Below are 17,831 nucleotides of genomic sequence, written 5' to 3' on the forward strand. Positions count from 1 at the left end.
CGCAACGGTGTTACTTGCCCGGCAAGCTGCCGAATTGCTGCAGGTAGAGTGTCTTGAAGGGATTCTCCGCCGGGCGGACGGCGTCCTCGTTCTCCAGACGCGGCAGTATGGAATCCCACCACTTGTCGTAAGCGGCTCGCAGACTGGCCGCGACATCCGGATGCGCGGCGATCACGTTGGTCGTCTCGCCGGGATCGGTCTGCAGGTCGTAAAGATCCTTATTCTCGACGAGCGTGTAGCGGTTGTTGCGGATCGAACAGGTCTTGTACTTCGCCGCGGCCACCTCACCGCGCGGCCAGCGCCCCAGATGCGTCACGAGAAAACGATCTGGCCAATCCGCGCGCGGATTCTTCAGTAGCGGCAGCAAGCTACGTCCCTCGATCTGCTGCTGCAGCTTTTCATTGAGCGTTGCGCCGGTGATCGCCGCCAAGGTCGGCAGGATATCGATCTGCGCCGAGAGTGCCGGGCAATCGACTCCTCCGGCAAAGCCTGCCGGCCATCGCCAGAACGACGGCACCCGCGTCCCTCCTTGAAAGGCAGTTCCTTTCTTGCCGCGCATGCCGGCGTTGAAGATCTCGGTCCCCATCGTGCCGCCATTGTCGGTCAGAAAAATGACGAGCGTGTTTTGCGTCAGGCCTGCTTCGTCCAGTTGCGCCATCAGCCGGCCGAAGTTCTCGTCGATGTTTTCGATCATGCCATAAAACTTCGCGACATTGGTCGGCACCTCGGCCGCGTGCCGCTTGGTGTATTCGTCCGGCACGTCCAGCGGCGTGTGCGCCGCGTTCGGCGTGATATAGGCAAAGAACGGCTGCCGCCCCTTGACCGTGTCGATCCACGTCTGGGCCTGGCGAAAGAAAACGTCGGTGCAGTACCCGTTGGTCTTTTCGAAGCGACCGTTGTGCAAGATGGCCGGGTTGAAGTTCGTATTGCCCGGGGCATCGCCGCAACTGCCCGGGTAGGATTGGCCGATGCCGCCGGCGCCGTGAATGAACATTTCGTCAAAGCCGCGTTTGTCAGGCCAGCGCTCGGGTTCGTCCCCCAAATGCCACTTGCCGAAGATGCCAGTCGTATATCCGGTCGATTTCAGCACCTGGGCCAGCGTTGTGGCACGCAGCGTCAATCGCTCGCGCTCGTCGATCGTGTGCGTCACACCGTTCTTGAATTCGTGCCGTCCGGTCATCAGTGCCGCGCGCGTCGGAGCACACGTGGGGCTAACATGGAAATCCGTAAAGCGAACACTCTGCCGCCAAAACGCGTCGATCGCGGGCGTTTTGATAATCGGGCTCCCCAGGCACGAGAAATCGCCATACCCCACATCGTCGGGCATCACGATCACGATGTTGGGGAGTGTGTCGGCAGCGCGAGCCATGGTGGTCAGCAACAAGGCCGTGAGAAGTCCGAGGGACAAACTTGTTTTAACGGGCATTGCGTAGTGCGTCTGCAAGAGGATGGAACAAGGGAACATCGATAGCCACTCGCGATGTTTACTCCGCACGCCCCGCGGGACGTCGATTCTTGCCTTCGCGCTGCGTGAGCTTGTCCCCCATATCGTCGCGGGCCTTCTCGGCCAGCGCCAAAAGTCGCGCTACGATATCCGGATGTTCGGCGGCCACGTTCTTCGCCTCGCCGATGTCGTCGGCCACGTTGTAAAGTTCGGGCTGCTCGATTTTGCGCGACTCATAGGATACTGGTTTGCCACCTGTTCCCCCCGGTCGTCCGGCCAGCGTGCGATAGGTGTGTGGCAAGTACAGCTTCCAGTCGCCGCTCATCACGGCCTGCAACTCGTTGTCGTTGTAATAGAAGTAGTACGCCTCGTGCGGGCTCTTCGCGCCGGGCGCGCTGACGAACAACGGCCAGATGTCTAGTCCGTCAATGGGCTTCTCGGGCAGTTTCGCTCCGGTCAATTTGGCGATCGTGGGGAACAGGTCGATCGCCATGGCCGGCTCTTTGCAGACGGTGTCGGCAGGAATCACGCCGGGGAAGCGCGCGATGAAGGGCTCACGGACGCCCCCTTCCCAGCATGTTCCCTTGCCTTCGCGCAGCGGGCCCGACGAGCCGGCATGATCGCCGTAGTTCAACCAAGGGCCATTATCCGACGTGAAAATGACGAGCGTCTTTCGATCGAGCCCGTTACGCGCGAGCGCTGCCAGGATTTCGCCCGCGGACCAGTCGATCTCTTGCATCACATCGCCATACATGCCGCCGCCGGATTTGCCCTGGAACTTGTCGCTGACGTGCAGCGGCACATGCGACATGCTGTGCGGTACGTACAGCAAGAACGGTCGCTCTCTGTTGCGTTCGATAAAGCTCACCGCATGTTCGGTATACCAGGTGGTCAACTGTCGCTGCTCTTTCGAGGTCACCTCGGGGATCACGACCTTGTCCCCTTCGATCAGCGGCAGATCGGGATAACCCTGCCGTTTTTTCTGCCCCTCGGTCGCCAGGTAATCAGGATGCAGCGGCCACATATCGTTCGAATAGGGCAGCCCGAAATACTCGTCGAAGCCATTATGCGTTGGCAGAAACTGCGGTAAGTGCCCGAGGTGCCATTTGCCGTACACGGCCGTGGCGTATCCCTGTTGCTTGACCAACTCGCCGAGCGTCATCTCGTCGGCATTGATGCCGATCTTGGCCTGCGGGCCGAGCGCGCCTTGAATTCCCAGCCGGTTTGGATAGCACCCGGTCAATAGTGCCGTGCGGGATGCCGAGCAAACCGGCTGCGCCGAATAATATCGTGTGAAGCGGACCCCTTCGGCCGCCATCCGATCGAGATTCGGCGTCGTGTAACCCTTGGCCCCGAACACGCCAACGTCGGCGTAACCAACGTCATCGCAATAAATGATGACGACGTTCGGATGTTCCGGTGCCGAAGCCTCGGTTGCGAGGCCGTTTCTCGAGCCACTTACGCACAATGCCGCTGCGAACGCCAAGATAGACAGGGTTCGGATCGAGACTCGGCCCAGCCGCGCAGCAGTCTGAAAATTGCGAGAAACTCGTGCTCTCATAGTCCGCCTGACATCGTGAAATTAAGGTCGGGCCGCCGATGAGGCGGGCCACGGGCGGCCCGCTGCCGGCAGCGAATTATGCCGATCATAACTCTTGCAAGGCCCGCTTGCATGCGATGGGGACCACCGCTTTGACGATTCCCCGTTTGGCGCTGGCAAACCGCTTTCCGCCTGTGGAATCCGCAAGGATAATCGATGGAACCGCGGCCGATCGACAACCTTGTCGGCCCATCGCACTCTGGCAAGATTCTGGCGGCGCATGCCCCTCGACGATTCTGATCCAGCGCACATTCCCGTGGCGGCGAACAGTCGTGCGTGGGCTTGCACCGTCGTCGTGCTACTTGCGGCGAGCGTCTGGGGCGTATACGGCCGATCGATTCACGCGCCGTTCATTTTCGACGATTACAACAGCGTGCTGGCCAATACCTCGATCACGCGGCTCTGGCCTCCTTTCGGCGACTCATCCTCGCGCGGCCCGTGGAATCCGCCGCCGCAATTCTGCACGGCCGGCCGGCCGCTGGTGAATTTCACCTTGGCCGTCAACTACCACTTCGGCCAGCTCGATCCGACGGGCTATCACGTCTTCGACATGATTATTCACGTCCTGTCGGGCGCGCTGATATTCGGGATCGTTCGTCGCACGCTTGATTTGTCGTTCTTCGGCGGACGATTCGATGGCGCTGCCGCTTGGTTGGCGCTAGCTATCGCGCTGGTCTGGGCACTGCATCCACTGCAAACCGAGGCCGTGATCTATGTCACCCAGCGCACCGAGTTGTTGGTCTGCTTCTGCTACCTTGCCACGCTCTATAGCAGTCTGCGTTATTGGCAGGCTGCAGTGCCGTTGGAACGCACTGCCTGGCTATTCGTGGCGGTCTTTGCCTGCGCGGCCGGCATGGCCTCGAAAGAAATCATGGTCTCGGCCCCTGTGATCGTTTTGCTTTACGAACGGACGTTTCTTGCCGGTTCGTTTCTCGCGGCGCTGCGCCGCTCGTGGCCGTTGTACTGTGGGCTGGCGTTGACTTGGCTGCTGCTCGTGGCCCTGAACGTCGTGGGGCCGCGCTCGCATTCCACCGGCTTCGGTTCGGGCGTGCCCGCCTACGTTTGGTGGTTCACCGAGGCCAAGGTGCTATGGGTTTATCTGCGCCTGGCCGCGTGGCCGTGGCCGTTGGTGATTCATTACGAATATCCGTACCTCGATTCGTTCGCTGCGGCGTGGCCATGGCTCTTGCCGACACTCGCGCTCGCGGCGGTGACCGCGATCCTGTTCTGGCGGCGCACGGCGGCAGGCTTCGCGCTCGTATTCTTGTTTGCCATTCTCTCGCCGACGCTCTTGGTCCCCGTAGTTACCGAGGTCGCGGCCGAGCGAAGGATGTACCTACCGCTGGCAGCGTTGGTCACGCTCGCCGTTACGTTCGGTTATTTGGCCGCGCAACGAGTTATGCAGTTCTCGGCGAGCGAGACGAATGTTAAGTCGCGTATTCGCGGACCGCTGGCCGTGGTGCTTACGCTTTGCGGAGGTGTCGCGCTGGTCTCGGCGCTGTATGGTGCCCGGCGCGCCGAGGTTTTCAACCAGCCGCTGGCTCTGTGGGAAGACGCGATCCGGCACCAGCCCAACAGCTCGTCGTCGCGGATCAATCTTGGCATGGCGCTTGCCGAAGCGGGGCGGCAGCAAGAGGCGATTCCGCAGTTCGAGGCCGCGCTACGCCTCAAGCCCGACGCTGCTGATGCCGCCAACGACCTGGGCATGGCATTGATCAGCGCTGGCCGAGCCGCCGAGTCCGTCATTCCTCTCGAGCGATCGCTGGCCCTCGAACCCGATTTCGCCGAGGCCCACAATAATCTGGCCGTCGCCCTGGCCACGACCGGGGACGAAAGCGGGGCTGTAGATCATTTGCGTCGGGCGATCGCACTGCGTCCGGATTATGTCGAGGCGCGCATGAACCTGGGATTGTCGCTGGCCCGGCAACATCAGGCCGCGGCCGCGGTTGAACAATTGGAAGCGGTACTGCGCCTGCGGCCTGCGCTGCTGGCGGCGTACCAGCCGCTGGCGAGCGCGTATTTCGAACTCAATCTACCACCACAAGCGATCCAGACGGCGCTACGGGCAGTCGAGCAGGCGCGACAACAAGGCGACACCCAGATGGCCGACCAGATCACAGCCTGGCTCCAGGAACATGCCGCCAGCGCTCCGCAGCCATGAAAACCGGACTCCTGCGGCAAGTCCCGTTGTGACGAACTTTTCTCCGCAGCCGTCAGCAACCATAATCGAATCGATCGGCCGCGATTGATATACCGGTGGCAGGTGAAAACACTCGGCCGGTAACCAAGGAAACGGAAAGACTCTTGGCAAAGGCCCATCAAAAAAATCGGCGTGACCGCAACCAAACCCCGGCACCTGTGCCGACTGTGGGGGGCTATCGTCGCTACCTGCAAAAGCCGGCCGTTGGCGCGCTGGCTGGGGCCGCGATCATCGCGGTCTGCATCGCGGCGATTTACGGCGGTTCGCTCTCGGCCCCCTTTATTTTTGACGACAATCCAACCATCGTCGCCAACACGTCCGTACACCGGTTATGGCCGCTCGTGGGCACGCCCGATGATCCTGGCCCGTTGCGTCCGACGCGCCAATCGTCAACGGCGGGTCGACCGCTGGTGAATCTCTCATTCGCCTTGAATTACGCGATCGACGGCAAGTGGCCGACCGGATACCGCGTGGTGAATGTCACGTTGCACATTCTCTCGACGCTCCTCCTGTGGAGCATCGTGCGTCGCACATTGCGGTTAGAATATTTTCAGGGTCGGTTCGACCAAGTCGCGGGTCTGCTCGGCTTTCTGGCGGCACTCTTGTGGGCCGTTCATCCGCTGCACACCGAAAGTATCGAGTATGTCACGCAGCGCACCGAGCTTATGGTCGGATTCCTTTACCTGGCGACGCTTTCCGACAGCCTGCGTTATTGGGCCGCGACCGCGCGCTCGTCGCGAATCCTGTGGCTGTGCGTGGCGACGCTGGCCTGCACGGCCGGCATGGCGTCCAAAGAGGTTATGGTCACGGCGCCGGTCGTGGTGTTGCTGTTCGAGCGCACGTTCGTTGCTGGATCATTTCGCCGTGCTCTGCAAAAGTCCTGGCCGCTGTACCTGGGTTTGATGGCGAGTTGGGGTTTACTGCTGGCGCTGAACGTTGGCGGGCCGCGCACCGAGTCCACCGGCTTCGGTCACGACGTGCCGGCTTATGTCTGGTGGCTCACGCAGTGCAAAGCGCTGCTGATGTATTTAAAGCTGTCGGTTTGGCCCTGGCCGCTGGTGATTCATTACCAGTTTCCATTACTCGACACTTTGGGCGCCGCGGCGCCATATCTGTTGCCGGTTCTGCTGCTAGCGATCCTGACCGTGTACCTGCTGTGGAAACGCGCGGCCACGGGATTCGTGCTCGCGGCGGTCGTTGTGATCCTGTCGCCGACCTTGGTCGTGCCGATCATTACCGAGTACGCGGCCGAGCGTCGTATGTATTTGCCCTTGGCCGCGCTGGCCACACTGGCTGTCGTGGCGATCTATCTGTTAGCTGTGCGAATTGTCGCCGACGCTCCGACGTTAAAATCGCGCGTAGTGCCACGCGGCCGGGCCTTGATTGTGACGTGCGTTCCGGTGGCACTCTTACTGCTGATCTACAGCAGCGTCAGCGCAAAACGACTTTCGGTTTACTCCGAGACTTTGAAGGTCTGGCAAGACGCACTCAAATATTCGCCCGAGAGCCATTACGTGCAGAATAATGTCGGCATGGCGCTGGTCGGCGTAGGGCGCTCGCGCGAAGCAGTTCCGTATTTCGAAGAGGCGATACGACTGAAGCCTGACTCGTCGAAAGCGTTCCTGCACCTGGGCTTTGCTCTGTTGGCGGCCAATCGGCCGAATGACGCCGCCGAGCAGTTTGCGCGCGTTCTGGCTCTTGAACCGAATATATCGAGCGCCTATGACAACTACGGCTTTGCCCTGACCCTGGCCGGTCGGCCGCAGGAAGCCATTCCTTATATCGAAAAGGCGCGGCAGCTCGATCCCACGTCGGCCGTGCCACTGCACAATATGGGGGTCGCCGTGGCCGGGTTGAATCGACATGAAGAGGCGGCCAAGTATTTCCGACAGGCCCTCGAAATGAATCCGAGTTTTACGGACGCGGCCACGAACTTGGGAATTGCCGAACTGCGCTGCGGCCATCCGCGCGAAGCCGTCACGGCCCTGGAGCGGGCGCTAGTCCTAAAACCAGATCAATTCGAGAGTGTGATGCCGCTGGTCGCCGCCTACGACGAGCTCAAGCAGCCGGCTGACGCTGTTAAAACAGTCGAAACGGCGCTCAAGCTGGCGCGCCAGCTAAGGCGCGACGAATTGATCAAACAATACACAGAGTGGCTGCGTGCCCGGGCGAAATCGGCGGCAAAACGTTGAGCTGTCCCTCGCCCGACGGTCGAGTGATTCCCATCTCCGCCGTCGGCTAAGGTAATGGACGCGTGCAGATTTGATCGAGAGAAGTACGGATATTCGGACGAGTCGGCAATTTTTAACTGACGATGGCCCAACCTAAGACCCACCGCCCGGCAAAAACCACAACTGCCGCATCGCCATCGACCTCGGGCGAAGCACGCCGGTGGTCGTCCGGCTACTTCCGCGCGCTGGGCGTGTTGGCGTTGCTGGGCATCGTCGTGGCACTGGTTTACGGCCGCGCGATTCACGCTCCCTTGGTCTTTGACGATGGCAATACCATTGTCGAAAACCCATCGATTAAGCAATTGTGGCCGCTGATCGGAGATGGCAAGGCGCCTGGCCCGCTGAATCCGGAAAAGGACTTCTGCACGGCCGGCCGGCCACTTCCGAATCTGTCGCTGGCGATTAATTACCATTTCAGCGAGCGCTTCGATCCGACCGGCTACCACATCGTCAACGCTTGCCTGCACGCGTTCAACGCCTGGCTGCTATGGGCCGTGCTACGCCGTGTTTTTCGGCTCGAATTCTTTGCCGGCCGTTTCGATCGGGTGTGCGAGCCGCTTGCGATTCTCGCGGCATTGTTATGGGCGGTGCATCCTTTGCAGATCGACGCCGTGCAATACATCACGCAGCGCACGGAAATGATGATGGGGTTTTGCTACCTGGCAACGTTACTGGCCAGTTTGCACTATTGGCAAGCAAATTCCCCTCCGCGTCGCGCTACATGGCTCGCCCTGGCGGGGCTCGCCTGTCTTACGGGGGCCGCGTGCAAAGAGGTCATGGTATCGGCGCCGGCCATGATCTTGCTCTTCGAGCGCACTTTTATTGCCGGCTCGTTTCGCCAGGCACTGCGAAAATCGTGGCCGTTGTATCTTGGCTTCCTGCCGGCCTGGGGAATGATTCTGTTCCTGCACATCGGCGGACCGCGCTCGGAAACGGCTGGCTTTAGTGTCGATCTGGCTCCTTGGATCTGGTGGTGTACGCAGTGCAAAGTCTTGCTCATCTATATGAAGCTTGCCGTCTGGCCTTGGCCGCTGGTGATTCACTATGAATTTAGGTATCTCGACACCTTTGCGGCGGCATGGCCCTGGGTGCTAACGGTTGCGCTGCTGGCCCTCGCGACGATTGTCCTGGTCTGGCGGCGCACAGCAGCGGGTTTTGTTCTGACGTGGGTCGTGGCGATACTCTCACCCACGCTGGTCGTCCCGATCATCACCGAAATTGCCGCCGAACGGCGCATGTATTTACCAATGGCCGGCTTGGTGGCCCTGTTCGTCGCCGGCGGGTTCGAAATCGTCCGCCGCTTGCTGACAGGCCCCAACCCACGCTCGCCGGCGGCGCGGTCCAGTGCTGCGCACGTCGATCGACGTGCCGTAACGATCGTCGGTGCCGCCGGCGTGTTGCTGGCAATTGGCTATGGTGCGCTCGACGCCCGACGGCTCGCCATGTTCGAAACGCCACTCGCACTTTGGCAGGATGCACTCGTTCATCAGCCGGGCAGCTCGATTTCGCAGTTCAATGTCGGCATCACACTGCAAACGCTTGGTCGACAGCAAGAGGCGATTCCCCATTTCGAAGAAGCGATCCGCATGAAGCCCGATGACGGAGGTACGCACAATAACCTCGGCTTCGCCCTGATGATGGTCGGCCGCGCGCCCGAGGCGATCCCGCACATCGAAAGGGCGATCGTGCTCAAGCCGGACTCGGCCGCGGCGCAGAACAACTTGGGCATGGCGCTCACCAATCTGGGCCGGCCCACGGAGGCCATCCCTCATTTCCGGAAAGCTCTCGAGCTGAAGTCGAAATACGCTGAAGCCGCCGTGAATCTCGGCGTGCTGCTAGGGCGAGCCGGGCAGCCGCAGGCCGCGGTCGATCAACTCGAGCAAGCGCTCGCCTGGGATCCTCTACTTCTGGATGCTTTCGCGCCACTCATCACGGCCTACATGGACCTGGGCCAAACTGCCACGGCTGTATCCACGGCCGAGCGGGCTATCGCTGTCGCACGTTCGCTGGGGCGCAACGACACCGCCCAGCAATTCACGGCCTGGCTCGTGGAACATCGAAGCGCCGCGCCCGCGAAGTAGATGCTGTGCCGGCGAAGTAAATTCAGGCAGCGCGATCGTAGTTCTCGCGGCGGGCAGGTCTTTCAATTGCCGTTCAGCGACTTCTTCGCGCGCTTCTTGGCTTTCTTGTTCGCCGGGCGATCTTCAGCTGTCGTCCGCTGCTCTGCCCGCTTTTTGCCTGCCTGCACTTTGTCCGCGGCATTCTCTAAGGGCAGGAATTTCGCAAGCTCGGCCTTTTTCGAAGTATGCTCGGGCCGATCGGCGACGTTCTCCCACTCATAGGGATCGTTCGTTTCGTCGTACAACTCTTCATCGCCGTTGGCATAACGAATATAGCGCCAACCTTCGTCGCGCACCGCGTGGTTCTTATAGCCGAACGTCGTCATAGCCGGCTGATCCCAACTCGCCTGCGGATCGGCCAAAAGCGCGCGGATGCTCTTGCCATTGATGTGCTGCGGCATCGGAATTCCGCATAGATCCGTGAGCGTGGGATAGATACTCATAAAATCCACGGTCCGTGCGCATACGCCTCCCGGTTTCGTCACACCGGGCACGATCCAGAGCAGCGGCGCCCGTGTTGCTTCTTCCCACAAGGCGAACTTGCGCCAGTGCTGTTTCTCGCCCAGGTGCCAGCCGTGATCTCCCCATAGCACCACGATCGTGTTGTCGCGGTATTCACTCTTGGCTAGCCCTTCGAGCAGGCGGCCGATCATTGCGTCCGAATAAGAGATAGCGGCCAGATAGCCTTGCACCGCTTCCTTCCATCGGCCCGACTCGAGCATTTCGCGATGATCCCCCTCGGGCCGGGCCATCTTCACGCCGGCCGGCGGCACATCGGCCAGGTCATCCGCTTTCGTCGGTGGTAGCTCGATCTTTTCCAGCGGATGCATGTCGTAATACTTGCGTGGCACGTTCCACGGCATGTGCGGCTTGTGCAGTCCAATCGTCAGCAGAAACGGCCGATCCTGCTTGCGATTCAATTGGTCGATGCCGTACTGGACGATCTTCCATTCGCGCAGGTCTTCATCATTGCAGTCGAGCGGCGCGAATTTGATTCCGCCCACGCCCGTATCGCCCGAAGGCTTGGGATCTGCGCCCTCACGTTTCAAATACTCTTCCCACTCGTTATGGCGCTCGAAGCTGCCGTGGTAGATCTTGCCCGACCCGCCAACGAAATATCCCGCCTTGCGAAACGTACTGATCAAGGTCTGCGCGGGATCGATTTCCGGGCGCCAGTCATTCTTGTTGTCATAGACGCCTGTTTGGTGCGGCCGTAAACCGGACATGAGCGCCGCACGCGAAGGGTTACAGACCGGCGCCGCGCAATAAGCGTGCGTGAACGTTACCCCTTGGGTGGCCAGGCGGTCGAGGTGGGGCGTAATCGTCTGTCGGTTTCGTCCCAGGTGCCCGACCCAATGGTTCAGGTCATCGACGGCGATGAACAGCACGTTGGGCCGGCCCGCCTCGGCAGCCCTAACCTGTGAGGATTGCGCACCGGCGAGATTTAATAGCACGGTGCAGGCGCCGAAACACGTGCCCGCCAGCTTTCGAAAAGAGGTGCCTTGCCCGTAGGCACCGTGCCCCGACGACCGTGATAGCAACGCTGTGACCATAATGATCTCGCTATTGGCTACTCGTGCGCCTCCGGCTATTGCGGTCGGTCGTACGCATAAATCTCTAATGTTGTGGCTGGCCAGGAGGCCTTGCCTACTTTCGGGTGCTCGACGAAGATGACACTGCACTGTTTGCCCCGACCTGTCAAGCTCCTTCCGCCGCACGGATCGCGACTTCGTTCGATGAGTTCTTCCAGCAGCACGCCTCGCCCCGTTGCCACGCGGGTCCAGTATTTTACCGAGTCCGTGATTCGCGAAATGACGCGGCTGGCCACCCGCGCCGGCGCGATCAACCTGGGGCAGGGGATGCCCGACTTCGATCCTCCGGAAGAGGTCAAAGAGGCCGCCTGCCGCGCTATCCGCGACGGCTTCAACCAATACTCGATCACCTGGGGCGTTCCCGCTCTACGGCAGGCCATCGCCGCCAAGGCCCGGGCGTTTAACGGCATCGAGTGCGACGCCGACAGCCATATCACGGTTTGCTGTGGTGCCACCGAATGCATGATGGCCACGATGCTGGCCCTGATCGATCAGGGAGACGAGGTCGTTATCTTTCAGCCGTTTTACGAGAACTACGGCCCCGACGCGCAGCTCACCGGCGCTCGGCCGGTATGGGTGCCGTTACGCCCGCCCGATTGGCGCTTCGACCCACAAGAGTTGCGGGCCGCGTTTTCGCCACGCACCAAAGCCGTGATCGTTAACACGCCCAACAATCCCACGGGGCGCGTCTTTACGCGCGACGAGCTTTCGCAGATCGCGGCGCTGTGCCAGGAATTCAACGCCTTCTCGCTGTCGGACGAAATCTACGAATACATCCGCTACGGCGACGTGCCACATACCAGCATCGCCACGCTGCCCGGCATGGCCGAGCGCACGGTCACGATCAGCGGCCTGTCGAAGACCTTCAGCATGACCGGCTGGCGGCTGGGCTATTGCATCGCGCCGCCAGCGATCACCGATGGCATCCGCAAGGCGCACGATTTTCTTACGGTCGGTGCGCCGCATCCATTGCAGATCGCGGGGGCCGCGGCGCTTGCACTGCCGCAATCGTATTACGATTCGTTGCGCGATCATTACGCGCGCGGCCGCGAAGTGTTGCTCGGCTATTTGCGCCAGGCTGGCTTCGAATTCCAGGAGCCAGAGGGGGCGTACTACGTGATGACCGACATCACACCGTTCGATACCGGGTGGGACGATACGCAGTTCGTGCGTTGGATGATCGAGAATGTCGGCGTCTCGGCCGTCCCCGGCAGCAGCTTTTACGCTCCCCGCGAACGGGGCCGAACTAAGGTCCGGTTCATGTTTGCCAAACGCGAAGAAACGCTGCACGCCGCGGGCAACCGGTTGCTGCAGCTTCGCGAGCGGTTGCCGAAATAATCGTCCGGCCTGCTGTCGGTAATGGTGTCGGTGGCGTTACCGGCCCCAATTCGACCATCAATCGGTCTCATAAAGTGACAAAATCACCGTTCCACTACCCATTTGCTAACCCCCCGATTCCCCCGCGGCGCGACGTATAATACAAAGTCTTCCGGTATCCCCGGGCCACCCTTGCCACGCGAAAAATCGATGAAACCAGAAGACGTCCCTTTCGACAGCCATAGCCTGGCCTTCGTCGAGAACTTGTACAGCGACTTCGTGCGCGATCCGGCGAGCGTCAGCGACGACTGGCGCCGTTTCTTTGGGTCACTTGCCGGCCGCGATGGACGTTTCCTGCGCGACCCGCAGCTCGGTCCTTCGTTTACGCCGCAGAGCATGTATCACGCCGCAGGTTCCAACGGGAACGGCGCCCGCGTGAACCGCGGGCACACCGGCGCGACCAACGGTAGCTTGACAAGCGATCATTCGAACAACGGCGCCGCCACGTCGGCAGCCGAAGCAGGGGGCAAAGCGGTCAACGGTGGCGTCACGTCGGGTGTGCTACAAGAGCGAGTCGATCAATTGATTCGCGCCTATCGCGTGCGCGGGCATCGCATGGCGCGAGTCAATCCCTTGGGCGATTCCCCCGCGCCGCCGCCCGAGCTCGATCTCGAATTCTATGGCCTCGGTCCGGCCGATCTCGATCGCACATTTTCCACGCGCTCGCTGGGCGGGGCGGACGAAGCCACGCTGCGCGAGCTACTGAAACGACTGCGCAACACGTATTGCCGTTTCATCGGTGTGCAGTTCATGCACATCGACGACCTGACCGTCCGCGGCTGGCTGCAAGAGCGCGTCGAAAGCACCGAGAATCGGTTGCAGCTCAGCCGCGCCGAGCAATTGCGGATCCTCAACTGTCTGACCGACGCCGTGCTGTTCGAGGAATTCATCCAGAAACGCTACCTGGGGGCGAAGAGTTTTTCGCTCGAAGGTTCCGAGAGCCTGATCCCGTTGTTGGACCTGGCCATCGAAAAGGCAGGGCGCCAACAGATCAACGAGATCGTGATCGCGATGGCGCATCGCGGACGATTGAACGTACTGGCCAACATCATCGGCAAAAGCCCACAGAAGATTTTTCACGAGTTTGAAGATCTCGAACCGGCATTGCACCGCGGCCGTGGCGATGTGAAGTATCATTTGGGCTACAGCTCGCAGCATGTCACGAGCGATGGCCACGGAATTCATCTTTCGCTCTGCTTCAATCCCAGCCACTTGGAATTCGTCAATCCCGTGGCCTCGGGCCGGATGCGAGCCAAGCAGGATCGCGAAGGGGATTTCGACCGGCTGCACGGCCTGGTGCTGATGATTCACGGCGATGCTGCTTTCGCCGGCGAGGGAGTGATTCAAGAAACGCTCAATCTTAGTCAGTTGCCCGCCTATTGCACCGGCGGTGCGCTGCACGTGGTGGTGAATAATCAACTCGGCTTTACCACGCCTCCGGAGCAGGCCCGTTCAAGCACGTATGCCACGGATGTGGCGAAGATGCTTCAAATTCCCATCTTTCACGTCAACGGCGAAGATCCGGAAAGCGTGGCGCAGGTCGTAAACCTGGCGATGGATTTCCGCGAGCGTTTCCAGCGCGACGTCGTGCTGGATATGTATTGCTATCGCCGCCGCGGGCACAACGAAGGGGACGAGCCTTCGTTCACGCAGCCGCTCTTGTACAAGCAGATCGATCAGCAACCCACGGTGCGAGAGAGCTACCTGGATCGGTTGTTGCTCCTAGGCGAGATCACGGTCGACGAGGCCGATCGGATCAGCGACGAGAGTCGTGACCGGTTAGAAGAGGGCTTTTCCGCGGCGCGCAGCCGTGGTTACGCGTCCCCGCCGGAAGTTCCCTCGGGCGTGTGGGGCGGTTACACCGGCGGACGTGAAGCCAACATCGACGAGATTGACTCGGGCGCCCCGCGTGACCGGCTCGTCGCGCTGTTGACGGCACTCACAAAGGTCCCCGAAGGCTTTCATCCGCATTCGAAGATCGAGCGACTACTTTCGCAGCGAGCGGCAATGGCCGCAGGCGAGCGCGGACTTGATTGGTCCACGGCCGAGGCCTTGGCCTTTGCCACGCTCGTGACCGATGGCACGCCGGTGCGCCTGAGCGGTCAGGATTGTCAGCGCGGCACTTTCAGCCAGCGCCACGCCGTGTTGCACGATGTGGAGAATGGCAACACCTACACGCCGCTATCGAATCTCAGCACGGACCAGGCCCGGATCGAGTTGGTCAACAGCCCGCTTTCGGAAGTGGGAGTATTGGGCTTCGAGTATGGCTATTCGCTCGATCGCCCCGCGGCGCTCGTGATGTGGGAAGCGCAATACGGCGACTTCGTCAACGTGGCCCAGGTTATCATCGACCAGTTCATCGTCACTGCCGAGGATAAATGGCGCCGGCTCAGCGGCCTGACGCTGCTGTTGCCGCATGGCCTGGAAGGGGCAGGGCCCGAGCATTCCAGTGCCCGGCTCGAACGCTTCCTGATGCTCGCGGCCGAAGACAACATGCAGATCGCGCAGCCTTCGACGCCGGCCCAATATTTTCACTTGCTACGCCGCCAGGCCGTGCGACGCTGGCGCAAGCCGCTGGTCGTCATGACCCCCAAGAGTCTGCTGCGGCACGCCGCGGCCGTTTCGCCGCTCGACGAGTTGACCGTCGGCACCTATCATCGCGTGATTCCTGATACCATGCTCGACAACGGGGCCGCCGTGCGTCGCGTGTTATTGTGTGCGGGCAAGGTTTATTACGAGCTGGCCCAGAAACGCGCAGATCTGGCGCGCAACGACGTTGCGATCGTGCGCGTCGAGCAGTTCTACCCCTTCCCGTTCAAGCAACTGCGGGCCGCGCTGGCCACTTACCGCGACGGCACACCGGTCGTGTGGATTCAGGAAGAGCCCGAGAATATGGGGGCCTGGAACTTCCTGAAGTTGCAGTTCGGCACAACGCTCTTCGAGCGATTGCCGTTCTCGGGCATTTACCGCCGCGCCAGCGCCAGCCCCGCCACCGGCTCGGCCAGCAGCCACCGCCTGGAACAAGACGAACTAATCGCGGCAGCCTTCGGCGGCACTTGAGATAGCGAATGAGATGGAATTGAAAACGGAAGTCGAAACGAACATTACGAGAAAGCGGTGATATAAAAACCCCTCTCCCTCTGGGAGAGGTCAGGGTGAGGAAGCGTTTGTATCGGCTCGCCGATTTTGATGGGCGTGAGGGCCGCGGCGTAACAGGCAAGACAAAGAGAAATCATCCAGCAAGGTTCGGGAGCGGACGGAAAAAATCATGGCTTTGGAATTAAAAGTGCCATCGGTCGGCGAGTCGATCACCGAGGTGCAAATCGGCGCGTGGCTGAAGCGCGTGGGTGATCCGGTGCGCAAAGATGAATCGCTCGTCGAGATCGAAAGCGACAAGGCCACGGCCGAACTCCCCGCACCGAGCGACGGCGTGTTGACGCAAATCGTCAAGAATCGCGGTGAGATGGCACAGGTCGGCGAAGTGATCGCCTACATGGAAGAGAAGGGCGCGGCCGGCGGTTCCGCTTCCCCACCCGCGAAGGAAACCGCACCGGCCACGGCAAGCGTCACCCAGCGCGCGGCGACTTCTCCGTCCGCGGCTCCCGCAAAAGCATCGACGGTCGAAGCAAAAGCTCCTGCGCCGGTTGCTCCAGCGCCCGCTGCGGCGCTCAAGCCAGCGCCCGCACCCGCTGCGCCCACGCAAGCGCAACCAGCGCCCGAATCGGCATCGACGCCCCCGGCTCGCCTTCCGGCAGCTACATCGCCAGCAGCAGCGGTGCCGCGACCGGCTCCGTCAGTTCCTGCCACTCGTAAGAATCATCCCTCGACGCGTCCCAAGCGCGTCGACGGCGAAATCACGGTCGAAGCCGCGAGTGCGCCGATTGGCGAGGACGAAGAGCTGGTGCCAATGAGCTTGCTGCGGCAGCGCATCGCCGAGCGATTGGTCGAAGCTCAGCAGACGCAAGCGCTACTGACCACGTTCAACGAGATCGATATGTCGGCCGTGATGGCACTGCGGACCGAAAATCGCGAGTTGTTTCAAGAGACGTACGGCGCGAAGCTCGGCTTCATGTCGTTCTTCGTCAAGGCCGTGGTCCATGCACTGAAGCAGGTGCCGGTCGTGAACGCCGAGATTCGCGGCACCGACGTCATTTACCGAAATCATTACGACATTGGTATCGCCGTTGGCGGTGGCAAGGGACTGGTCGTGCCCGTGCTGCGGAACGCCGAGCGGCTGAGCTTTGCCGAGATCGAGCGCGCCGTGACCGATTTCGGCCAGCGCGCCCAGAAGAACCAATTGAAGGTCGACGAGCTGCAAGGGGGCACGTTCACCATTTCCAATGGTGGCGTTTACGGGTCGCTCTTGTCGACGCCGATCGTCAACCCGCCTCAGAGCGGCATCCTGGGTTTGCACGCGATTCAGGATCGCCCCGTGGCCCGGGCGGGCCAGGTCGTAATCCGGCCAATGATGTACGTTGCCCTGACCTACGATCACCGCCTGGTCGACGGCCGCGACGCCGTGACCTTCCTGAAGCTGATCAAGGAATCGATCGAAGAACCGGCCCGAATGCTGCTCGAAATCTAGAAGAGGATTTTGCCACAGAGGGCACCGAGGTCAGCGAGAAATACAGAATTCCATTCGTGTGATTCGCATCAGTCGTGGTTTGAAATGCTTTTGAAATAAAAAGCAACAACGACTTACACGAATGACACGAATCAAGATTGTCGGTCGGACGTCCTCTCTCGGTGTCGTCAGTGGCAAACTTCCGTTCTTCACGCTCTTCTTGCTATAGGATTATCATCATGCGTTTAACGCTTGCGCTCGTTGCCGTATTGCTCGTCGGGGGAATTGCCATGACGTTTGCGCAGAAACCGGCGGTACAGGCTGCCGAGAAGCCGGCGCAGGTTTTGCGCCATATCGTGCTTTACAAGTTCAAGGACGACGCAAAGTCGGCCGACGTGCAGGAAGTGATTGACACGTTCGCGGCGCTACCGACGAAGATCGACGGCATTGTCGCCTTCGAGCATGGCAAGAACGTCAGCCCCGAAGGAAAATCCGACGGCCTGACGCACGTCTTCGTGGTCAGCTTCAAGGACGAAAAGGCCCGCGACGCGTATCTGGTGCATCCGGCGCATCAGGCCTACGTTAACGTGGTTAAGGACCGGCGCGAGAAGGTTGTGGTTTTCGATTATTGGGCCGCACCGTGATGCGCCGAACCGTCGTATGTCATTTATGATCCGCCAATCATCCACGTTCGTCTTTGCGG

The 17,831-nt window shown here is 60.8% G+C and carries 10 protein-coding genes; 7 read left to right on the forward strand and 3 right to left on the reverse strand.

Annotated elements, in window-relative coordinates; all coding sequences use genetic code 11:
* Positions 1 to 10: 10 nt before the first annotated feature.
* Positions 11 to 1,426, reverse strand: coding sequence for an arylsulfatase (locus tag VGN12_30635; GenBank protein HEY4313835.1), 1,416 nt, complete (start codon positions 1,424 to 1,426; stop codon positions 11 to 13).
* A gap of 58 nt (positions 1,427 to 1,484) precedes the next feature.
* Positions 1,485 to 2,930 carry a sulfatase gene (locus tag VGN12_30640; GenBank protein HEY4313836.1) on the reverse strand — a complete coding sequence of 482 codons (1,446 nt, stop codon included), beginning with the start codon at positions 2,928 to 2,930 and terminating at the stop codon, positions 1,485 to 1,487.
* A gap of 334 nt (positions 2,931 to 3,264) precedes the next feature.
* Here VGN12_30640 and VGN12_30645 point away from each other — a divergent pair, with 334 nt between their 5' ends.
* The 3 genes from VGN12_30645 to VGN12_30655 all read left to right on the forward strand — a co-directional run bounded on the left by VGN12_30645 (position 3,265) and on the right by VGN12_30655 (position 9,556).
* Positions 3,265 to 5,205 carry a tetratricopeptide repeat protein gene (locus VGN12_30645; protein HEY4313837.1) on the forward strand — a complete coding sequence of 647 codons (1,941 nt, stop codon included), beginning with the start codon at positions 3,265 to 3,267 and terminating at the stop codon, positions 5,203 to 5,205.
* A 143-nt stretch (positions 5,206 to 5,348) separates the two neighbouring features.
* Positions 5,349 to 7,436, forward strand: a complete 2,088-nt coding sequence (locus VGN12_30650; GenBank protein HEY4313838.1) for a tetratricopeptide repeat protein — start codon at positions 5,349 to 5,351, stop codon at positions 7,434 to 7,436.
* A 122-nt stretch (positions 7,437 to 7,558) separates the two neighbouring features.
* Positions 7,559 to 9,556: a tetratricopeptide repeat protein gene (locus VGN12_30655; GenBank protein ID HEY4313839.1), complete on the forward strand. Its 1,998-nt coding sequence runs from the start codon at positions 7,559 to 7,561 to the stop codon at positions 9,554 to 9,556.
* A 62-nt stretch (positions 9,557 to 9,618) separates the two neighbouring features.
* On the opposite strand, the gene VGN12_30660 is transcribed toward VGN12_30655, so the two are convergent.
* Entirely contained in the window at positions 9,619 to 11,148 is a 1,530-nt protein-coding gene (locus tag VGN12_30660) for a sulfatase (protein HEY4313840.1), read from the reverse strand.
* A gap of 183 nt (positions 11,149 to 11,331) precedes the next feature.
* Here VGN12_30660 and VGN12_30665 point away from each other — a divergent pair, with 183 nt between their 5' ends.
* The 4 genes from VGN12_30665 to VGN12_30680 all read left to right on the forward strand — a co-directional run bounded on the left by VGN12_30665 (position 11,332) and on the right by VGN12_30680 (position 17,772).
* Positions 11,332 to 12,525: an aminotransferase class I/II-fold pyridoxal phosphate-dependent enzyme gene (locus VGN12_30665; protein ID HEY4313841.1), complete on the forward strand. Its 1,194-nt coding sequence runs from the start codon at positions 11,332 to 11,334 to the stop codon at positions 12,523 to 12,525.
* Positions 12,526 to 12,714: 189 nt separating this feature from the next.
* Positions 12,715 to 15,624, forward strand: coding sequence for a 2-oxoglutarate dehydrogenase E1 component (locus VGN12_30670; GenBank protein HEY4313842.1), 2,910 nt, complete (start codon positions 12,715 to 12,717; stop codon positions 15,622 to 15,624).
* Positions 15,625 to 15,832: 208 nt separating this feature from the next.
* The gene (gene odhB, locus VGN12_30675) at positions 15,833 to 17,149 is read left to right on the forward strand and encodes a 2-oxoglutarate dehydrogenase complex dihydrolipoyllysine-residue succinyltransferase (protein HEY4313843.1); all 1,317 of its coding nucleotides are present in this window, start codon (positions 15,833 to 15,835) and stop codon (positions 17,147 to 17,149) included.
* Positions 17,150 to 17,367: 218 nt separating this feature from the next.
* The gene (locus VGN12_30680; protein HEY4313844.1) at positions 17,368 to 17,772 is read left to right on the forward strand and encodes a Dabb family protein; all 405 of its coding nucleotides are present in this window, start codon (positions 17,368 to 17,370) and stop codon (positions 17,770 to 17,772) included.
* Positions 17,773 to 17,831: the final 59 nt, after the last annotated feature.

Source organism: Pirellulales bacterium, assembly GCA_036499395.1.
Lineage (GTDB): Bacteria > Planctomycetota > Planctomycetia > Pirellulales > JACPPG01 > JACPPG01.